The following is a 17,769-nucleotide window of genomic DNA, read 5'->3' as shown; positions in this document are numbered from 1 at the left end:
CGGGCGGCTTTTTTTCGTAAATCGCCAAGTTACGCCTTCCGAGGCTCTATGGAGCATCACAAGCCCGTCTCGCGTTTGAATTTGCCGGATTGCGTGTAAAGGATAAGGGACTTCACCCGCCGCCCATGCGTGAAAACGCAGGTTCGGGGAGACACTACGGTCAAATCCAAGGAGGGACGATGCTGGCATGAAAGCTGTAACCTATCAGGGCAAAAAGAAGGTGGAAGTGAAGGAGGTCGGCGACGCGAAACTTGTCAAGCGGGATGACATACTCGTCCGGGTGACAAGCACCGCGATCTGCGGTTCGGATCTTCACATTTACCACGGGCTGATTCCGGGGATGTACGACGATTATGTCATCGGTCATGAGCCAATGGGGATCGTCGAAGAGACCGGACCGGACGTTACCCGTGTCAAAAAAGGCGACAGGGTCATCATTCCGTTCAATGTTGCGTGCGGAGAGTGCTTTTTCTGCCAAAACCAGATGGAAAGCCAATGCGACAACGCCAATGACGCCAAGGATACGGGCGGTTATTTCGGCTACTCGGAGACGTACGGCGGTTACATGGGAGGGCAGGCGGAGCTTCTCCGGGTGCCCTTCGGCAATTTCGTGCCTTTCAAGGTACCGGAGGATGCCGAGGTGGAGGACGAGAAAATTCTGTTCCTCTCCGATATTCTTCCGACCGCCTATTGGGGCGTGGACAATGCCGGCGTGAAGCCCGGCGATACGGTCATTATCCTCGGCTGCGGCCCGGTCGGTTTGCTGGCGCAGAAATTCGCCTGGAAAAAAGGGGCCAAGCGCGTCATCGCGGTCGACCATGTGGACTATCGGCTGGAGCATGCCAAACGGACAAACAACGTGGAGACGTACAACTTCGAGAAGACTCATGACATCGACCAAACGCTGCTGGAGGCGACAAAGGGCGGCGCGGACGTTGTCATCGACTGTGTGGGACTGGATGCCAAACGGACCGCTATGGAGAAGGTCGAGACAGCCCTGATGCTGCAGGGAGGATCGCTTGGTGCCTTTAATACGGCCGCCAATGTCGTCCGCAAGTTCGGAACGATTCAGGTGATCGGGGTGTATGGACTGAAATACAACATGTTCCCGTTCGGCCATCTGTTTGAGCGCAACGTGCAGGTGAAAATGGGGCAGGCCCCCGTCATTCATTACATGCCCGAGCTGTTCCGGCAGATCCAAACCGGGAAAATCGACCCGACCGACATCATTACGCATCGGCTGCATATTAGCGATGCGCCGCGGGCTTACGAAATTTTCGATAACAAGGATGAGAGCTGCATCAAGGTCGTGCTGAAGCCCTAGAACGGTATTATGCGGGTTCAGAAGCTCATGCAGCGATATAAGCGAATCACTGAATCACAAACCCAAAAAGGAGTGGTGTGCAGGAATGATCCTGCCGCCCTCCTTTTTTTCGTATACCTGAACAGCTTCTGACTCTCGCAGTGAGGAAGCCCCCCTGCTTTCAAGGTTTTTTTGCCGACGTTATAAATTCTTTAGAATTGCCTCCTATACTTCTTGGCAGGAGGAGATCATATGAACGAAATGAACGAGACTAACGTACTGGAAGTATTGAACGTATCGAAAAAAGCGGGGGCGCGTACCTTGGTGGACCACGTGTCCTTTTCCATACAGGCGGGGGATGTATGCGGTTTTGTCGGTCCGAACGGTGCCGGGAAAACGACGCTGATCCGGATGATGACAGGACTGATCAAGCCGGGGGGCGGGAGCATCCGAATTGACGGAACCGATGTGGGGCACGAGCGGGTCAAGGCGCTGTCCCGGGTCGGGGCGATTGTGGAATCGCCGATCTTTTTTCCTTATATGTCAGGCAGGGACAACCTGCTGAACCTGGCAAGGCTGCATCCGAATGTGCCGGGGACAGAGCGGAAAGCACGTGTGGAGGAGGCTCTGTCGATTGTTGGGCTGAGCGAACGGGGCTCGGACAAAGTAAAAACCTACTCGCTCGGCATGAAGCAGCGGCTCGGCATCGCCCAGGCTTTGCTTGGGGATCCGCGGCTGATCATTCTGGACGAACCGGCGAACGGCCTTGACCCGATGGGCATCCGCGAGCTGCGCCAGCTGATCCAGCGGCTGAACCAGGAGCGCGGGATTACGTTTCTGGTTTCGAGCCACCTGCTGGACGAGCTGCAGCGGATTTGCAGCCGCTTTGTCATCATCAAGGAAGGCAAGCTGGTCTGGGAAGGCACAAGCCGCGAGTGGCAGGAGGCGGCCGGGGCGAAGGGGATCGAAGAGCACTTTGTGGAGATGATGACCTCATGAACAGCGCCTTGTTTCTAAGCGAGTGGGAACGGATGTGGAAGCGCAAAATCACCTGGCTGTTCCTGATCGCCATGCCTGCTGTCGTCGCGGCTACCGCCAAATATTATGCCGGCCACAATCGGGGAATTTCACCCGCGAGTGCGGAGTATACCTGGGCGGGCAATTTTCCGGTGATGGCCTTGATCGAGCAGCTGATCGTTGTGTTCAATGTGATGTCTCTGATCCTGCTCACGCTTTCCGTCACGGAGGAATACCGCAGCGGGCAGATCCGGATGGTCATGCTCCGTTCGTTCACGGCAGGGCAGCTGCTGCGCGCTAAATGGCTGGCCTATATGGCGGTGATGGCGCTGTATTTTACCGTATACCTGCTGTTGTCGATGGCCGCCGGCCTGCTGTTCTTCGAGCCTCACGAACACATTCAGCTGTTTTACCATGACCATACCGTCCCCTTAAAAGGGATGATCGGCTACACCTTGTTGTATTACGGACTTGCGTTTCTGAGCGTGCTGGCGATCGGGAGTGTCTTCATGGCGGCGGCCGTCATTTCGCGAACGACGACGGGCGCCGTCGGTTTGGGGCTCGGATTTCTGCTGTGCTCACTCGGATTTCCGCTGATTTATGAGCTGGCCAACCGGGTTGGCGGCCTGGGCCTGCCGGGGATGCTCAAGTATTTGTCGTTGACTGAAATCCAGTACAGCGGAATCGCGGTTATACTGGGTCAGGCCCAGGCGGTGAGTTCGGAAGCCGCAGCCCTGACCGCGCTGCTTGTGGGCTTAGGATATGCCGTGGTTTTCGGCGTGGGATCGCTGCTTGTATTTTCAAAATCGGACCGGTGGATGTAAGGGGGATAAATGATGCTTGCGATGATGTTAAGCGACTGGGAACGGATGTGGAGACGGAAAAAGACGCTCGTCAGTCTGCTGATTTTTGCCTTGATTATAGGATTGGATTGTCTTTTTTTAAGCATGCAGAATTTGGGGGCGTTCGATAATGTATCGACCGTTCCGCTTGTGTCGGAAAATTTCGCTTTGTTTTTGTTGAAAGAGGTGTCGTTCTTCCTCGTGCTCATTATCGGACCGATGCTGATCATCGACAGCATGAACGGGGAGTACACATCAGGACAGCTGCGGATGGTGCTGATTCGCCCGGTATCCTTCGCCAAGCTGTTCCTGGCTAAATGGATGAACTTGGCGGGAATGCTGCTGCTGTTCACGGCTGTAACGTTTGCCGTCGGCGAAGCCTTCGGCTATGTTTTTCTGCCCGGCGCGGATACCGTGGTGTTTTTGAATCCGGAACAGCAATACGGCCCGACTGGGGCGTTCTTCTACTGCTTGAAGTCTTACGGCCTTTTTTATCTGATCCTGCTGGCGCAGCTGAGTCTGACCAGCCTGATCTGCACGCTGCTGCCGGGCGTTGTGCTCAGTTATTTGGGGTGGATTGCGGTCGCAGCCGGGTCTTTGTATGTCTCTGATTCATTCGGGTTTCTTCTGATGGGAATGAGTACGATCTTTAAATTGACGGCGGGATTATACCATCATCCTTTTTATTTGCCGCTTCTGATGTGTCTTGGATTCGGTTTTGCCGTTACAATGGGATTATGGCAGCGGAGAGGCTGGACCAAATAGAGAGAGAAGAAAGAGGTACCTGGAATGAGCGACAAAATACTGATCGTGGATGACGAAGCCGAAATTGCCGCCCTGCTGGAGCAGGCGCTGACGATGGAGGGTTACGAGGTGATGACCGCCGCAGACGGGCGTGAGGCGCTGGAACGGATCCACGACCGGCCGGATTTGATTATTCTGGACGTCATGATGCCGCATGTCAACGGCTTTGAGCTGTGCCAAATGATCCGCGAGGAAGTAGGCTGCCCGATATTGTTCGTAAGCGCGAGGCAGGCCGAAGCAGACCGGATCCAGGGGTTGTCCATCGGCGGCGATGACTATATTACGAAGCCGTTCAGCATCCGGGAGCTGAAGGCCCGCGTCGCGGCCCATCTCCGGGGGAGCCGGCGGGCTGCCGGCCAGCAGGCGGAACGGTCCACCTTGCGGTACGGGCTGCTGCATATCGATCTGAAAGGGCGGAGCGTCGCCTACAAGCAGACCGAGATTCCGCTGACTGCGAAGGAATTCGACATTATCGAGCTGCTTGCGCTGCATCCCGGCCAGGTTTTTTCCAAGGAGCAGATCTATGACAAAGTGTGGGGGCTTGAGGCGATGGGCGATGCCAGCACGGTAACGGAGCATGTGAAGAAAATCCGGGCGAAGCTGACCGGTACAGATCCGGATACCCCATACATCACGACGGTTTGGGGGGTCGGGTATAAATGGGAAAAATCGGCTTTATAGAGCGGCTTTCCATAAAAAAGCAGCTGATCTCTACGTTCATCCTGATCATGCTGCTCAGTCTGGTGCTGACGGCGGTAACCTATATTGTTGGCTTCTGGTGGCTCACGAGCAGCAGCTGGTTCAATCCGGCCAATCACTACGAACAGAAGATTCCGGCGATTGCCGCGTACTCGCGCACTTTGGGAGAAGCGGTGCTGGATCCGGCCAGCCGGCCGAAACTGGAGGAGAAGATTCCCGGAGAAGGGATCAAGTATCAAGTGATGGACGCCGGGGGCAAGGCGTTATACGGAACACTGACCGGACCGGTTTTTAAACAAAAAGGGGATTTGGTCCAACGCTTAAATACCTCTTTTTCGCGGCAGCCCAGCATCGGGTTCGGCGGCGTCATTACGAAGATCGTCCCGGTGACGTCTTCCTCTGGAGAGCTGCGCGGCGCCATCGCGCTGGAGTACAAGCTTGAGGTGACTTACAACGGTGGCCCAGGGTCAGCGGATATTCTCAAGTTTGCCCTGAATATTTGTTTTCTTGCGGCGCCTTTTATTTACATTGCGCTCTTTACTTATATATTTGCAGCCCGGTTCGGAAGGCGGATCAGCCGTCCCGTTCATGAACTTATCGATGCATCCGAGCGGATCCGCAGGCAGGATCTTGATTTTACGATCACTTACAAGGCGGCCAATGAGCTGGGGCTGCTCACCGATTCTTTTGAAAAGATGCGGGCTGCTCTAAAAGACTCCCTGCTCCGGGAATGGAAGCTCGAGCAGGAGCGCCGGGATATGATGGATGCCATCGCCCACGACCTCCGGACACCGATGACGATTATTCAGGGCAATGTAGAAATGTTGACGGATACCGCGGGAGTGATTCCGCGTGACAAGCTCGAAGATCGTCTGCGCGTCGTGGAGGGCAACATTCAACGGGTCAACCGGCTGATTCAGGATATTCAGGTGGCTTCCGAGAAGGATATGGAATATTTCCCGCTGTATGTGAAGGAAACGGATGTCGCGGAGTTTGCAGGCGCCAAAGAACGGGAGATCCGCTATCTGTGCGCGGGCAAGCAGATCCGGCTGGAATATACGGTGACCGATGAGCGGCCGGAGCCGTATCCCGTCTATATGGACGTCCAGCGCGTCGGGCAGGTTCTGGATAACGTCATTACGAACAGCCTCCGGTATGTTCCGGAGAAGGGGAGCCTCAGCGTATCCCTCACCATTCGCGAGAAGGACATCCGGTACGAAATCTGTGATACGGGGCCTGGTTTCAACGAAGCGGACATTCCGAATCTGTTCCGAAAATTTTACAAAGGCGACAAGGGACAAACCGGGCTTGGCCTGTATACAGCCCGCGTCATTTGCGATAAGCATGGGGGAGGCATTCAGGCTTCCAACCGGCCGGAGGGCGGGGCCTGCATTACGTTTACGGTTCGGACGGACATGCATAACCGTGAAACGGGGCAATGAACGGAAAGCGTCTATAAAGGCACCGGCAAAGACAGGATGCGTTCATCCTGTCTTTTGTTTTGTCGGCGGCTGGATCTCACAACGAAACGGTGAAAGAGATCCCTTAACCGATGTTTATGCGAAAGGATGCTTCCCTTTTTTTCGTCTTAACAGGCTAGAAGTAATGGCGAGCATCCAACGCGTGTTTTTTTGGGATTTGACGGATTTATAACGATCAGCTGATTCCGTAGTTTCTGATACGCCGGCATGCTTGCGGTGATGCTCAGCTTGGCGGTATTCCATCAACTTTTCTTGCACATAATGATGTTCCAGCATGTGTTCTCCTCCTCGAATAAATGTTCCGGTATTGGATGAATCTGTCTTTTCTCTGTCTAATGCCATTATGATCTATTCAAAAGGGGATAAAAAGTGTATACTTGCGCAAAAGGATTTCCTCTTTTATTTGGGACGTCAGGCAAGGAGGGCTGAGTATGCTGTTGGATGAAAGGTATTTGCTGCTGCATGAGCGCTTTGGCGGCGGCACGGAGCTGGGGATACCTATCGAAGTGACGCTGGATGAGCTGGCCGATGCGCTGTATTGTACCAGCCGTAACGCCAAGCTGATTTTAAGAAAACTTGAAAGCGAGCATTTGATCGAGTGGCTGCCCGGGCTTGGCCGGGGGAACCGGTCGAGGATCGTGTTCAAAGCCGACAAGGAAGCCTATTTGATCGAGTATTCCCAGCATCTTGTGGAGAACGGCGATTACAAACGCGCCTTCGACCTGATCGGGGGATTTGGAAACGGAACGTACGCCAAGCCGAAATTTCTCGAATGGCTGGATAACCACTTCGGCTACAAAAAAGGGGAAGAAGGCGGCCCCGATGATACGCTGATCTTTCCCGTGCTGAAATCTCCGCATACGCTGGATCCTGCCGATTTGCTGTACGCGTTCGATTCGCATTTGATCCGGCAAATTTTTGACCGGCTGCTGAAGTTTGATGAACAGACCGGCACGATTGCGCCGATGATCGCTCATACCTGGTCATCGAACGACAGCGCCACGGAATGGACGTTTTATTTGCGCAAGGGGGTTCGCTTCCATAACGGGCAGGAGCTGACCTCACGCGATGTGCAGTTCACGCTTGAACGCCTTAAGGACGGGACGGCCAACGGATGGCTGATGCGAGGCGTGGAGCGTGTTGAGACGATCGGACCCCGGGTTCTGCGGGTCAAGCTGAACCGGCCTAACTGGATGTTTGACCGGTTCATGTGCTCGGCGGCGGCTTCGATTCTGCCCTTCGGCTTCGCAGGCATGGAAGAAGACAGCTATTGGAGCCATCCGCTCGGAACAGGCCCGTTCCGTCTGGTCACTTGGACCAGCGGCCGGATCGGGATGGCGGCGTTTGACGCCTATTTTCAGGGGAGGCCGTATCTGGACGGTGTCGACATCGTGATCATGCCGGAAGAATGCAGCACGGAAATGGACGGAATCGCCAAGGTTCACCACAGCCTGGATACGATGCGTATGGACCGGAGTACGCCGGAGGATACCTGGCAGGAGATCGAGAAACTGTGCCAGGGCTGTACGCTGCTTACCTGGAACGTGTCACGTGAAGGTGTGCAGCAGTCGGAGGCGTTCCGGCGGGCCGTGCGGATGATCCTGCATCCCGGTGATATGGTGGCGGAGCTGGGCGGCGAACGGGCGCTGCCGGCTTTTGGGTTCCGCCCTGACGCGAGCCGTTCCCACGCGGTGGAACCGTCGCGTCCCGATCGCGTCCGGAGGGCGCTGGAAGAATCGGGTTATAACGGAGAGGTCCTCCGCTTTGCATGCCACCAAAAATATGGGGAAGACGGCATGTGGGTCGTAAACCGGCTGGCTGCCTGGGGAATCCGAATCGAGACCCTGGATTATGACCAGTGGCCGGAATCGGATTTCGTCATCTCCGGCCTGGTATTTCCCGAAGACGAGGTATGCGAAATTGAAGCTTATCAACACCGGGATTGCGTCATGCAGGCTTATTTTGACCGTGAACGGAAGGAATGGATTACCGGCCGGATCGATGCGGCCGTGGCGGCCGAATCTACGGACCAGCGGCGGATGTTCTTGAAGGAGATCGAGGAACATCTCCGCGATGAGGCGACGGTCATTTTTCTGCACCACCGGAGGCTGAGCACCTTTTTGCATCCCTCGGTACGCGGTGTCAGCCTGAATCCCCTCGGGTGGATTGACTTTAAGGATGTATGGCTCGAACAGGCATGACGAAAGACTGCAAAAGCGAAGCTCGTGCTCAAGTATGAAACGTTTGTGAAGCGTAGGACTAATTTGTTGCTTAATCATAAAAGCAGGCATACCGCGGGATGAACCCCACTGTATGCCTGCTTTATTCATATATACCGATTAGAATTTAAAAATCTGGATCGTCTTCTGCAGCTGGAACACGGCCTGTCTCATCGCTTCGGTCTCATCGACGACCGCCTCGATCGACATCATCTGCTCGTTCATGGCGGCGGACACCTGCTCCGTACCGGCGGAGGACTGCTCGGTGATGGCCGAAATATTCTGGATGGCCGCCGATATTTTACGGGCACTGTCCAGCATCAGGTCACTTTCATTTGAGAATGAAGTGATTTGCTCGGTTATGTATTGTACGCTTTCGACGATGTGGGCAAAAATCTGCTCGGCCTCGCGGATCCGTTCATTTTGCTGCTGCACCACATCCTCGTTGATCTTGATGTTGTCAATCGCCTGGTGAATGCTCTGCTCAATGCTTTTAACGAGGCTGAACACTTCCTGTGTAGACGCAGTTGATTCCTCCGCAAGCTTGCGGACTTCCTGGGCAACCACGGCAAAGCCAAGCCCATGCTCGCCTGCCCGCGCCGCCTCGATCGAAGCGTTTAAGGACAAGAGATTGGTCTGTTCGGCAAGTTCGGAAATCGTCTTGGTGATCTTCGTGATGCCTTGGGCATTTTTGGACAGCGTGTCAATGGTCTTGGCCACATTCTCCGTTGCCTCGACGTTCTGTCGCATCCCTTCCGCCTGCTTCTCCACAGACTGCCGTCCTTTCTCTACGAGGCTGAAGGTAATTTCGGACTGCTCCTTCATTTCCTTGGTAGAGGCTGCATAGTTGCCGACTTTGAGCTCGATGGCCTGGATGGATTCGGTCATGCCGGCGACGTCCGAGGAAATTTCGTTTGCGCCGACGGCCAGCTCGTTGGCCGAAGTGGCGACTGTCGCCATGACGGTTTTAAGCTCCTGATTTTTATCTGCGATACCGCGGCTCGAATCCATCACCTGGCGGGTGATGCTTGACGCGTCGTTCAAAATTTTCTTCAGCTTGTCCACCATGCTGTTAAACGATCGGCTGACGTCGCCCATGGAACCCGATTCATCGACACGGTTTGTAAAATCGCCTTTGGCAATGCTGGCGGTGGCGTTAGCGATGCTGTCAAACGAAGATGTAAGCGTTTTCTCGATGTAGCGGGCTAAAGGGTAAGTTAGTGCGGCAAAGATGATGACGAACGCCGCGCCGATCAGGATTTCCCCGATCAGAATGAAAATAATCAGGGCTGGGAGTGCGAACAATGCGGCCACCAAGTAACATCCGGCCAGGACCCGCTGGGACAGAGGAAGATTCTTCAGCCAAGACATAGGAAAATAGACCTCCTTCAATTGAGCAAATTTTACCATATTATAACATCGATATGAGCAAAAGGTCTATATATGAATATTTTTGTCGATTCACTACATGAAAGTGATTCCATGAAGCCATAATAAACCAAAAAAGTGAGTTGTCAGGAGGTTATTACCGATGCGTATAGTGTTGATGATTTGGATGATGGTTCTGGCGGCAGCGGCTGCTCCGGCAGGAGCTGCATCAGCAAAGCCAGCCGATGTTTGCAAAATCGAGAAGAGTCTTTTTAAATCAAACGTCCAGCAGGAAGGAAACGTCTGCGACGTGCATATCAAACGCAGCGACCTGAACGTATCCCTTATGGGCCGTCACCTGTCGCCGGAGCTGATGGATCTTGCCCTGGGTGCCACTTTCGAGCACACGGACCCCCAAGGGGCAAAGGGAGTGGTGACCGGTGAATTCGCGCTGCTGGAGGACGAAGTCAATCCGGTCATTGATGCACTCCGCAAAGGCAAGATCAACATCTCAGCTGTGCATAATCATTGGATGCAGCAGGAGCCGGAGGTGCTGTACCTTCATTTTCAGGCGGAAGGAGACCTCGCCTCCCTCAGTCATACGGTATACCATGCCATGGAAGCGGTGAAACACCAAGGCGCGGTCCATTAAAACTGTTTGTTTACCGCTCCAGATCAGTGAAGGACGGAACAGCAGGGGCGAAGCGCGGCTTTAACAACTCGGTGCCCGCCGCGGCTGCAATGGATGCCAGGCAAAGAAGCAATCCGGCGGTCGCCACGACGGGCAGCGCTGACCACTCGAAAATGGTGCGGCCCGCGGCGGTCTGAATAGCGACCGCGGCAACGGATGCGATCCAAGCGGCGCTGCCTGTATGCAACAGCAGCTGTGCTCGCCGGGCTTCGGCCCGTGAGCGCTCCAACAACCAGCCGAGCAGCGGCAGAACCTGCAGCGCATGAAAACCAAGGCCGTGCAGGACGATGATATTGCCGCCTGCTCCTGTAAAGCGCCCGTTCAGGGCGATCATCCACAAGCCGGCCGCAAAGCTAAGCGTCACCGACACAAATGAATAGCGGATGCCTAGGATCAGAAGCGGCCTTGCGGCTAAGAGCTTGCGGCGGAAAAAGGCGACGGCTACAACGGTCGTCACGATAATAAGGATGAAGGACGCAAGGCCAAACGCAGTTCCGGCGATCGTATCGATGATTGAACCGGATTGCGAGAAACGCGGGTTCACGCCCCGAAAATGCTGGATTGTCTCCACGGCGTATGCATAGACGACGATCGGAACAAACACCCGGCGGATGGCCGTCCGTGCCCTTGCCTTAAAGCCGGACAGCGGCAGCAGCATGGCAATCGACAGCATAAATACGCCGATCGCCGCATTGAACGAAAAGGCACTGGCGACATTGCCCTCCGGCGGTACAACCGGGCCGAACATGCCGATATATGCAGCGATGCCCGCGGCAAGGACAAACCCCGCAACACCGAGCCAAGCAAGCAGCTTCTCCTCCGCAAAAAGGCGTCCGGCGCCCCGCAAAGCCAAACGAATATAGTTTTCCATCAATCCTCAAACCTCCTGTTTTTTATTTATTGATAAATAAATATATAGGCTACAAAAAAGGCAGTCTGTAACTGCCTTTTTGTATTCTCTGTTTTGCTCCAGACCGGCTGGAATTTGAACCATCTAGAAGCGTCTAGCGCTTAGTCCCCATGCTCAAATAAGTACCACTCTAACAATCCTTGAAGCAAAGCATTTGCGGTAAATCCAGCACTTCAGCCACCGTAATCAGGTACCCCATGCCCATAAACTGGCTTGCCGCGGCTTCAGGCTCCGGCAAACCGGCGGCGGTAAATTTCTCCAGCACCGAACTGAATATATTGGAAAAAAGCCCGCGCACATGCTCACGAATCGCCGGTTCCGGGATCGTATGCGCCTGCATGACGAGCAGCGTCTCTGCCCGGTAGCTGCTCATTACGTCATCAAATACTTGCCCCATCGTTTCCATAAGCTGATCGGCGGGCGCTTCTACCCGTGAAAAGGCATCGGCGATCCGCCCGATAGCCTGATCGATGACGGCGATAAACAACTCTTCCTTGTTGCTGAAAAAATGAAACACATACGGCTGCGTAACGCCAGCTTCCTTGGCTACCCGCGCCGTTGTTGCTTTGTAATACCCGAGTTCGGCAAATACGTCGACTGCTTTGGCTAAAATTTGTTCTTTGCGATCCTGCCGGATGACCATCTTCGTTACTCCCTTATTTATTGATAAATAAATAATAGCTTCACCATCGTCCGCTGTCAACATTTTCTATATTCGGCTTGTCTTTGACGAGTCCGGCCGGTTTTACATTCGCAGGTCAGGGCGCAGCCTATTCAGCAGCTTCCGGTAAAGGAACAGGGCTGACTGGAAGGCACGCTATTTGCGTCCTTCCGGGTCAGCCCTGTCCCGGATTCCTTGCATTATTTATTGCAACCCGCATCTAATTCCTTTATTTTCTGCCGGGTAGCACCTTATTTAATACGATCGCCGCAATCGATGCAGCCAAAATCGGCGACCCCAGTAAATATTGCACGAACGTAGGCAGCGAGTGCAGGAAATCCTGCGGAATCATGACTAATGCCAAAGTCAGGATCATCGGGATTGCGATGATGTACATTTCTTTTTCGGCGATGCTGACGTTTTTCATCACCTGCACGCCGTTAATGGCGATGATGCCGCAGACGATGGTGAAAACGCCGCCGATGACAGCGGTGGGGATGGATGAGATCAACGCGGCCAGTTTACCCGAGCAGCCGAAGATGACAAACCATACACCTACGGCCAGGAAGACGCGGCGGCTCGCGATGCCCGTGATGGAAATGATGCCTGCATTGGTGGAATAACCCGTAACCGGCGTCGAACCGAGCAAAGAAGCGATAAGACAGCTGATGCCTTCCCCGATGACACCCCGGTTTAAGTTTTTATCGGTTAACGGTTTATCGATGACGTTGCTGACGGCAAACCATGTGCCTGTCGTTTCGGCCAACAGGACGAAATAAATAATGACCATGGTAATGATCGCCGAAATGTTGAACGAAAAGCCGAAATCGGCAAATGGGAGCTGCGGCATACTGAACCATTTGGCATCGTTCACCGCAGAGAAATGAAGCACACCCATAAAATTCGCCGAAATACACCCGACGACCAACGCGACCATGACCGAAATGATACGGAAGATGGAGCCTTTACCGCGGAACAAGGAACCCAGGATGACAAAAATGATGAGTACAGCGCCCGATATGAGGGCCAGCAGCACGTTTTGGTTGATGGTCGCATCTGTCGCACCGTAGATATTATCCCGGATGGCCACAGGCAGTAAAGAAAGACCGACGATGAAAATGATCGTGCCGCCAACGATCGGCGGAATAAACATTTTTACGATTTTATTGAAAATGCCGGTAAAGCCCAAAACAATGACCAAAACCGCGCCGATCAAGCCCGCCCCTAAAACGGAGTTCCAGCCTAGCTGCCCGCCGCCGCTGGCGGCATAAATGCTGACGATGGCGCCAAGCGGAACGTAGGAAGGGCCTTGGGCGACAGGAAGCTTCATGCAAAAATACGTTTGTACGATCGTAGCCAGACCAGCCGCAATAAAGGTCGCTTGAATCAAAGCGCTGGACTGGCCGGAGGATAAGCCGATCAGCATCGCGATCAGAAATGGCACGACATAGACGTCCATGGCGACTACGTGCTGTAAGCCCAGAATGATCGATTTGTAGACCGGAATTTTATCGTCGGGTGAAACAGTCAATTGTGGAGCTTGTTCTTGAATCTCGGAATGCATAGCTGTTTGTGCCGCGGTTTGTGTGTTCACTCAGGAGTACACCTCGAATTTATTGGATTTTTTCTACGAATAGCGGATGGTTTAAAGTAGAAAAAGAATGCCGATCATTGCACTCGGCGTCTACTTTTAACGCGAATGGACTTTTTCGCCCTGTACCCAAACTTCACGGATGTTTTCGGGCCGGGTCAGGTACAGCATTTTTTGGAACACGTCGTTCAAATCTTCATTTGGATCAAAGATCGGCAGTTTGGCGGATGGCAGCTTCGTATCGATGATCTGCACATCCCAGGCATAGTTTTCCTGGATGCGGCCGACCGGCAAGCTTAAGCTTTCGCCTCCCCCGGCTGTAGCGAGGTAAAACGCCTCGTTGACCGTAATGCGTGATCCCGGCACACCGCGGTCTTCGGCAGGTAGGGCGGGGTTCACGCCATCCTCCAGCATTCTGGAGGACATGACGGCTTGTCTGATATTATCGAACAAGCTTGGAGAAAAGCCTCCCGAAATGTCGGTCCCAAGTCCGATCTCTACCCCTTTTTCGTGAAGATGGGCGACAGGGATAACGCTGTTGGCAAAATAGGCGTTAGATATCGGGCAGTGGGCGACAGCCGTTCCGGTTTCGGCAAATAAGTCCGCGTCATCGTCGCTCAGGAAATTGCAGTGGGCCATGACGGACTTGTCGCGCAGCAGCCCAAAATCATGCAATGCATAGGTATCGTTTTTCCGGAACCGGTCCCGAACATAACCATGAGCCCAGTCGCTTTCGCTGCAGTGCGATTGCACGTACGCGTCGTATTTTTCGGCCAGCTCTCCCAAGCCTTGCAGCGCCTCATCCGTGCAGCTTGGAATGAACCTTGGCGTCACGACGGGAAATACCCCTTGTTTTACTGTTTTGGACAATGCTTTGACGGCGAGAATAAACTCTTCCGTGTCTGCAAGTGCCGCCTTGGTGTCCGCGTCGCGGTAATTTTCCGGATTTTGCTCCGGGTCATCCATGACCACTTTTCCGACGAGTCCGCGTTGGCCCCTTTCGGCGCAAATCCGGGCTAACAATAAACTGGATTCTTTATGTATGGTGGCAAAATAAAGGGCTGTCGTCGTGCCGTTGGCGAGCAGGGTGCGGACCAAATCGTCGTAGACCTCCTGGGCAAAATCGAGATCCGAGAACTTGGATTCCAGCGGGAAAGTATAGGTGTTGAGCCAATCATAGAGCGGGATGTCCAGTGCCGTTCCGGATTGGGCCCATTGCGGCGCGTGAACATGCAGATCGATGAATCCAGGCAGAATGTACTGGCCTTCGGCTAACGAATAAAAGTTGTCTTTGCCTTGATAAGCGTCCAGCAGAACCTGATAATCAGCATCCTCAGGAGCCACGATTTTTTCGATTTTCCCGTCTTCATGGATACAAAAGAGATGGTCTTTCAGGATCTCAATTTCTTTGGATGATTTACTGGAAAATGCCGTTCCTCGGAATAATTGCTTATATTTACTCATGGTTACCGCCTTAATGTTCGTTATTTGATGACACTTTTGTTATTATATGCGTTGAAAAATGTTTAGTCTATACTAAGAAGCGAATGATTGTGAAAGTGAAAAACCGCCTTCTACAGAAGGCGGTTACCTATACTAACCTTAAATCATCATGTACATGTCTAGACTTAATTCCGCCCCAGTATAGTCCAAGTGCCGTTGCGCTGCAGACTTAATAGCGAAGATAGACCCGGCTGCCGATCCGGGAAGCGGTGATGCCGTTCTCCCTGTAGGGCTGCTGCTGCCAGTTGGTGGGGGCCGGTGGCCCGCCGGCGGCGAATCCCGACAAATACAGAAAATCCGGATGGATGATCTGGTCGGTCAAATAGGCGGAACGGCTGCTGCCTGGAATCCGGTACCGGTTGAGCGTACTGATGATTTCGCCTGAAGTGACAATACCGACTCCGTGACCGTAGTACAGGTCGTCGTCCATTTGGATCGTATTTTCACCCTGCCACTCGATCCGATGGGGGTTGACATCCGGATTTTTAAAATACCGGACGTCGCCCGGATAGGAATCCCGGGAACCCGTTTTTTCAATCAATCCCAGGTCGCTGTCGTAATGCCAGTCGTACAGGAGCAGATTCGCGAACAGACGGTTGAAGTCGTCTTCCCGAATACAATCGAGCACACCCTTGTACAACACGATCACGATCCCCGTCGCGCATTCGAAGCCATACGCCCAGCCGTTCACGAAGATGTCCTGGATTCCTTGGGCAGGCGTAACATGGGGCTTGAGCTCGAAGCCGCCGCGCCGGTTCAAGTACCAGTACGCTTCGTTGCAGTGAGAATTTTTGAAGGTTTCAAACTGCACCCCGCTCCGGTTTAAGTCGGCTGCCGCTCTGACGATCGCTTCACGGAGCCTAAGCTCAAAGACCAAGTGGGCCGGCGATTCGTAATGATATGCGGTCGTGCTCCTCATCTTCCTGTCGTAAATTTCCCTCCACAAATCCGGCCATCCTGACGGGTTCACCGTTTCCCCGCCGCTTCCAATCGTAATCACCCCGTTCATCCCTCCTTACCGTTTATTGATGATCGAAAAAGCCCGCGGCATATATCAGCATATGAGCAGGCCGGGCCCGGAAATAACCCCGATTGTCAGATCCAAGCGATTAAGGCTGTCCTTTGTCAAAAATACGGTTTACGTTTGCTTCGGAAGGATGTTCTAATATAATAGGTTGAGAAGGTAACTTTTAAGGATCAGACTGGAGCTTCCATCATGAAAAAATTCAAAAAGTTTTACGTCGAACTGACGAGCAAATGCAATCTGGCCTGTACGTTTTGTCCACCGACGCACCGGGCGACCAATTATATTACGATTGAGCAATTTACGCATACTCTGGATGAGATTAAACCCCACACGGAATATATTTATTTTCACGTCAAAGGCGAACCGCTGCTTCATCCGCACATTGACCAGCTGCTGGATATCGCCCATGAGAAAGGGTTTAAAGTGAACATCACGTCCAACGGCACGCTGCTGCATAAGGCAGGTCGGAAGCTGCTGAACAAGCCGGCGCTGCGGCAGATGAATTTCTCCCTGCACAGCTTTGACGGGCATGTCGGTTCCCAGGACAAGAACGGCTATATCTCCAAAGTGCTCTCCTTTGTCAAAGAGGCGGTGTCCCAATCGGGCATGATCGTATCGCTGCGGCTGTGGAATCTCGACCCGGACAACGCAACGAACTTGGAGCGGAGCCGCAATCGGGAAATGCTGGAGTATATTGAGAAGGAGTTTAACCTGGATTACAAAATCGAGGAAAAAATCGTTCCCGGCAAAGGCATCAAAATTGCGGACCGGATCTACATCAATATGGACCACGAATTTAAATGGCCGGACCTGACGGAGGAGGAGGACCTCAGCCGGGGCTTCTGCCATGGACTCCGCAATCAGGCCGGCGTCCTGGTGGATGGAACAGTGATCCCCTGCTGCCTTGACGGGGAAGGCGTCATTAATCTCGGCAACATCCACAAGACCCCATTTTCCGAAATTATCGAAAGCGAGCGGGCAAACCGGATCGTCGACGGTTTTTCCCGGCGCGAGGTCGTGGAGGAGCTGTGCAGAAAATGCGGCTACCGCCAGCGCTTTAACTATAAAGCGAACGGCATCGCTTCTGACGAACCGCAGCCAGCCCGCTCTGAATTACAGGAGGCGACTCGACTGTGAAACATTCATTTGTGTTAAAGGCCGGCTGGAACGGCGGACGCAACAGTGATGGACAGATCGAAGCAGGCAATCTCCGTACGCAAATTTCCATCCCGAAAGAGATGGGAGGCCCGGGCGTCGGGACGAACCCCGACGAAATGCTGCTCGGCGCCGCCGCTACCTGCTACTTAATCACACTGGCGGCCATGATGGAGCGTTCGCATCTTCCGGTTCATGAGCTTTCGCTGGAGTCCGAAGGCATCGTGGACGTGACGGACAACATTTTTACGTACGTCAGCATTACGCACAAGCCGCATATCGTGCTGGCCCGTGAAGCAACGGCCAAAGATGTGGAGACGGCGGACAAGCTGGCGCATAAAGCGGAAGGCTCCTGCATGATTTCCCGGGCGGTATCCGGGAATGTGGCTCTCGCGACCGAGCCGAAGATCGAAACCGTTAAGGAATAGCGGCGTTTAAGCCTTGGTGAGAGGCGAGCGCCAAACCGCTGAATGTATGAACAGACCGCTTGGGCAGGCT

The 17,769-nt window shown here is 53.6% G+C and carries 17 protein-coding genes; 10 read left to right on the top strand and 7 right to left on the bottom strand.

The window, feature by feature from the left end:
• Positions 1-187: 187 nt before the first annotated feature.
• The 6 genes from K2F33_RS27745 to K2F33_RS27720 all read left to right on the top strand — a co-directional run bounded on the left by K2F33_RS27745 (position 188) and on the right by K2F33_RS27720 (position 6,107).
• A complete protein-coding gene (locus K2F33_RS27745) occupies positions 188-1,324 on the top strand; it encodes a zinc-dependent alcohol dehydrogenase (protein WP_263880167.1) in 1,137 nt (378 codons plus the stop codon).
• 240 nt (positions 1,325-1,564) lie between these two features.
• A complete protein-coding gene (locus tag K2F33_RS27740) occupies positions 1,565-2,302 on the top strand; it encodes an ABC transporter ATP-binding protein (protein WP_263882467.1) in 738 nt (245 codons plus the stop codon).
• Complete coding sequence (locus K2F33_RS27735; protein ID WP_263880166.1) at positions 2,299-3,144, top strand: ABC transporter permease; 846 nt, start codon at positions 2,299-2,301, stop codon at positions 3,142-3,144. Before K2F33_RS27740 ends, K2F33_RS27735 begins: the two co-directional genes overlap by 4 nt.
• A 9-nt stretch (positions 3,145-3,153) precedes the next feature.
• Positions 3,154-3,927 (top strand): ABC transporter permease, encoded by a 774-nt coding sequence (locus K2F33_RS27730; RefSeq protein ID WP_263880165.1) that lies wholly within the window; start codon positions 3,154-3,156, stop codon positions 3,925-3,927.
• A gap of 24 nt (positions 3,928-3,951) precedes the next feature.
• Positions 3,952-4,647: a response regulator transcription factor gene (locus tag K2F33_RS27725; RefSeq protein ID WP_076167651.1), complete on the top strand. Its 696-nt coding sequence runs from the start codon at positions 3,952-3,954 to the stop codon at positions 4,645-4,647.
• Complete coding sequence (locus tag K2F33_RS27720; protein WP_263880163.1) at positions 4,626-6,107, top strand: sensor histidine kinase; 1,482 nt, start codon at positions 4,626-4,628, stop codon at positions 6,105-6,107. The genes K2F33_RS27725 and K2F33_RS27720 overlap by 22 nt, the downstream gene beginning before the upstream one ends.
• A 114-nt stretch (positions 6,108-6,221) precedes the next feature.
• On the opposite strand, the gene K2F33_RS27715 is transcribed toward K2F33_RS27720, so the two are convergent.
• The gene (locus K2F33_RS27715) at positions 6,222-6,422 is read right to left on the bottom strand and encodes a hypothetical protein (protein WP_105443499.1); all 201 of its coding nucleotides are present in this window, start codon (positions 6,420-6,422) and stop codon (positions 6,222-6,224) included.
• Between the two features lie 155 nt (positions 6,423-6,577).
• Here K2F33_RS27715 and K2F33_RS27710 point away from each other — a divergent pair, with 155 nt between their 5' ends.
• Positions 6,578-8,347, top strand: coding sequence for an SgrR family transcriptional regulator (locus tag K2F33_RS27710; protein ID WP_263880158.1), 1,770 nt, complete (start codon positions 6,578-6,580; stop codon positions 8,345-8,347).
• Between the two features lie 138 nt (positions 8,348-8,485).
• Here the strand turns inward: K2F33_RS27710 and K2F33_RS27705 are convergent, their stop codons facing one another.
• Positions 8,486-9,736: a methyl-accepting chemotaxis protein gene (locus K2F33_RS27705; RefSeq protein WP_263880156.1), complete on the bottom strand. Its 1,251-nt coding sequence runs from the start codon at positions 9,734-9,736 to the stop codon at positions 8,486-8,488.
• A 160-nt stretch (positions 9,737-9,896) separates the two neighbouring features.
• Here K2F33_RS27705 and K2F33_RS27700 point away from each other — a divergent pair, with 160 nt between their 5' ends.
• Positions 9,897-10,385, top strand: coding sequence for a DUF1259 domain-containing protein (locus K2F33_RS27700; protein ID WP_263880153.1), 489 nt, complete (start codon positions 9,897-9,899; stop codon positions 10,383-10,385).
• Between the two features lie 10 nt (positions 10,386-10,395).
• Here the strand turns inward: K2F33_RS27700 and K2F33_RS27695 are convergent, their stop codons facing one another.
• The 5 genes from K2F33_RS27695 to K2F33_RS27675 all read right to left on the bottom strand — a co-directional run bounded on the left by K2F33_RS27695 (position 10,396) and on the right by K2F33_RS27675 (position 16,089).
• The gene (locus K2F33_RS27695; RefSeq protein ID WP_263880151.1) at positions 10,396-11,295 is read right to left on the bottom strand and encodes a hypothetical protein; all 900 of its coding nucleotides are present in this window, start codon (positions 11,293-11,295) and stop codon (positions 10,396-10,398) included.
• 169 nt (positions 11,296-11,464) lie between these two features.
• On the bottom strand, positions 11,465-11,977 hold the full coding sequence (locus tag K2F33_RS27690) for a TetR/AcrR family transcriptional regulator (RefSeq protein WP_076167639.1): 513 nt from the start codon (positions 11,975-11,977) through the stop codon (positions 11,465-11,467).
• A 247-nt stretch (positions 11,978-12,224) separates the two neighbouring features.
• Positions 12,225-13,559: a uracil-xanthine permease family protein gene (locus tag K2F33_RS27685; RefSeq protein ID WP_263882466.1), complete on the bottom strand. Its 1,335-nt coding sequence runs from the start codon at positions 13,557-13,559 to the stop codon at positions 12,225-12,227.
• A 126-nt stretch (positions 13,560-13,685) separates the two neighbouring features.
• Entirely contained in the window at positions 13,686-15,050 is a 1,365-nt protein-coding gene (gene guaD / locus K2F33_RS27680; RefSeq protein WP_263880148.1) for a guanine deaminase, read from the bottom strand.
• Between the two features lie 208 nt (positions 15,051-15,258).
• Positions 15,259-16,089, bottom strand: coding sequence for a protein-glutamine gamma-glutamyltransferase (locus K2F33_RS27675; protein ID WP_244169191.1), 831 nt, complete (start codon positions 16,087-16,089; stop codon positions 15,259-15,261).
• A 216-nt stretch (positions 16,090-16,305) separates the two neighbouring features.
• Here K2F33_RS27675 and K2F33_RS27670 point away from each other — a divergent pair, with 216 nt between their 5' ends.
• Both K2F33_RS27670 and K2F33_RS27665 read left to right on the top strand, forming a co-directional pair.
• Complete coding sequence (locus K2F33_RS27670) at positions 16,306-17,253, top strand: radical SAM/SPASM domain-containing protein (RefSeq protein WP_263880145.1); 948 nt, start codon at positions 16,306-16,308, stop codon at positions 17,251-17,253.
• Positions 17,250-17,699: an OsmC family protein gene (locus tag K2F33_RS27665; protein WP_263880143.1), complete on the top strand. Its 450-nt coding sequence runs from the start codon at positions 17,250-17,252 to the stop codon at positions 17,697-17,699. The genes K2F33_RS27670 and K2F33_RS27665 overlap by 4 nt, the downstream gene beginning before the upstream one ends.
• Positions 17,700-17,769: the final 70 nt, after the last annotated feature.

It is taken from the genome of Paenibacillus sp. PSB04, from assembly GCF_025809195.1.
GTDB lineage: Bacteria > Bacillota > Bacilli > Paenibacillales > Paenibacillaceae > Paenibacillus_AQ > Paenibacillus_AQ favisporus.
This window is presented reverse-complemented; position numbering and strand designations above follow the sequence as displayed.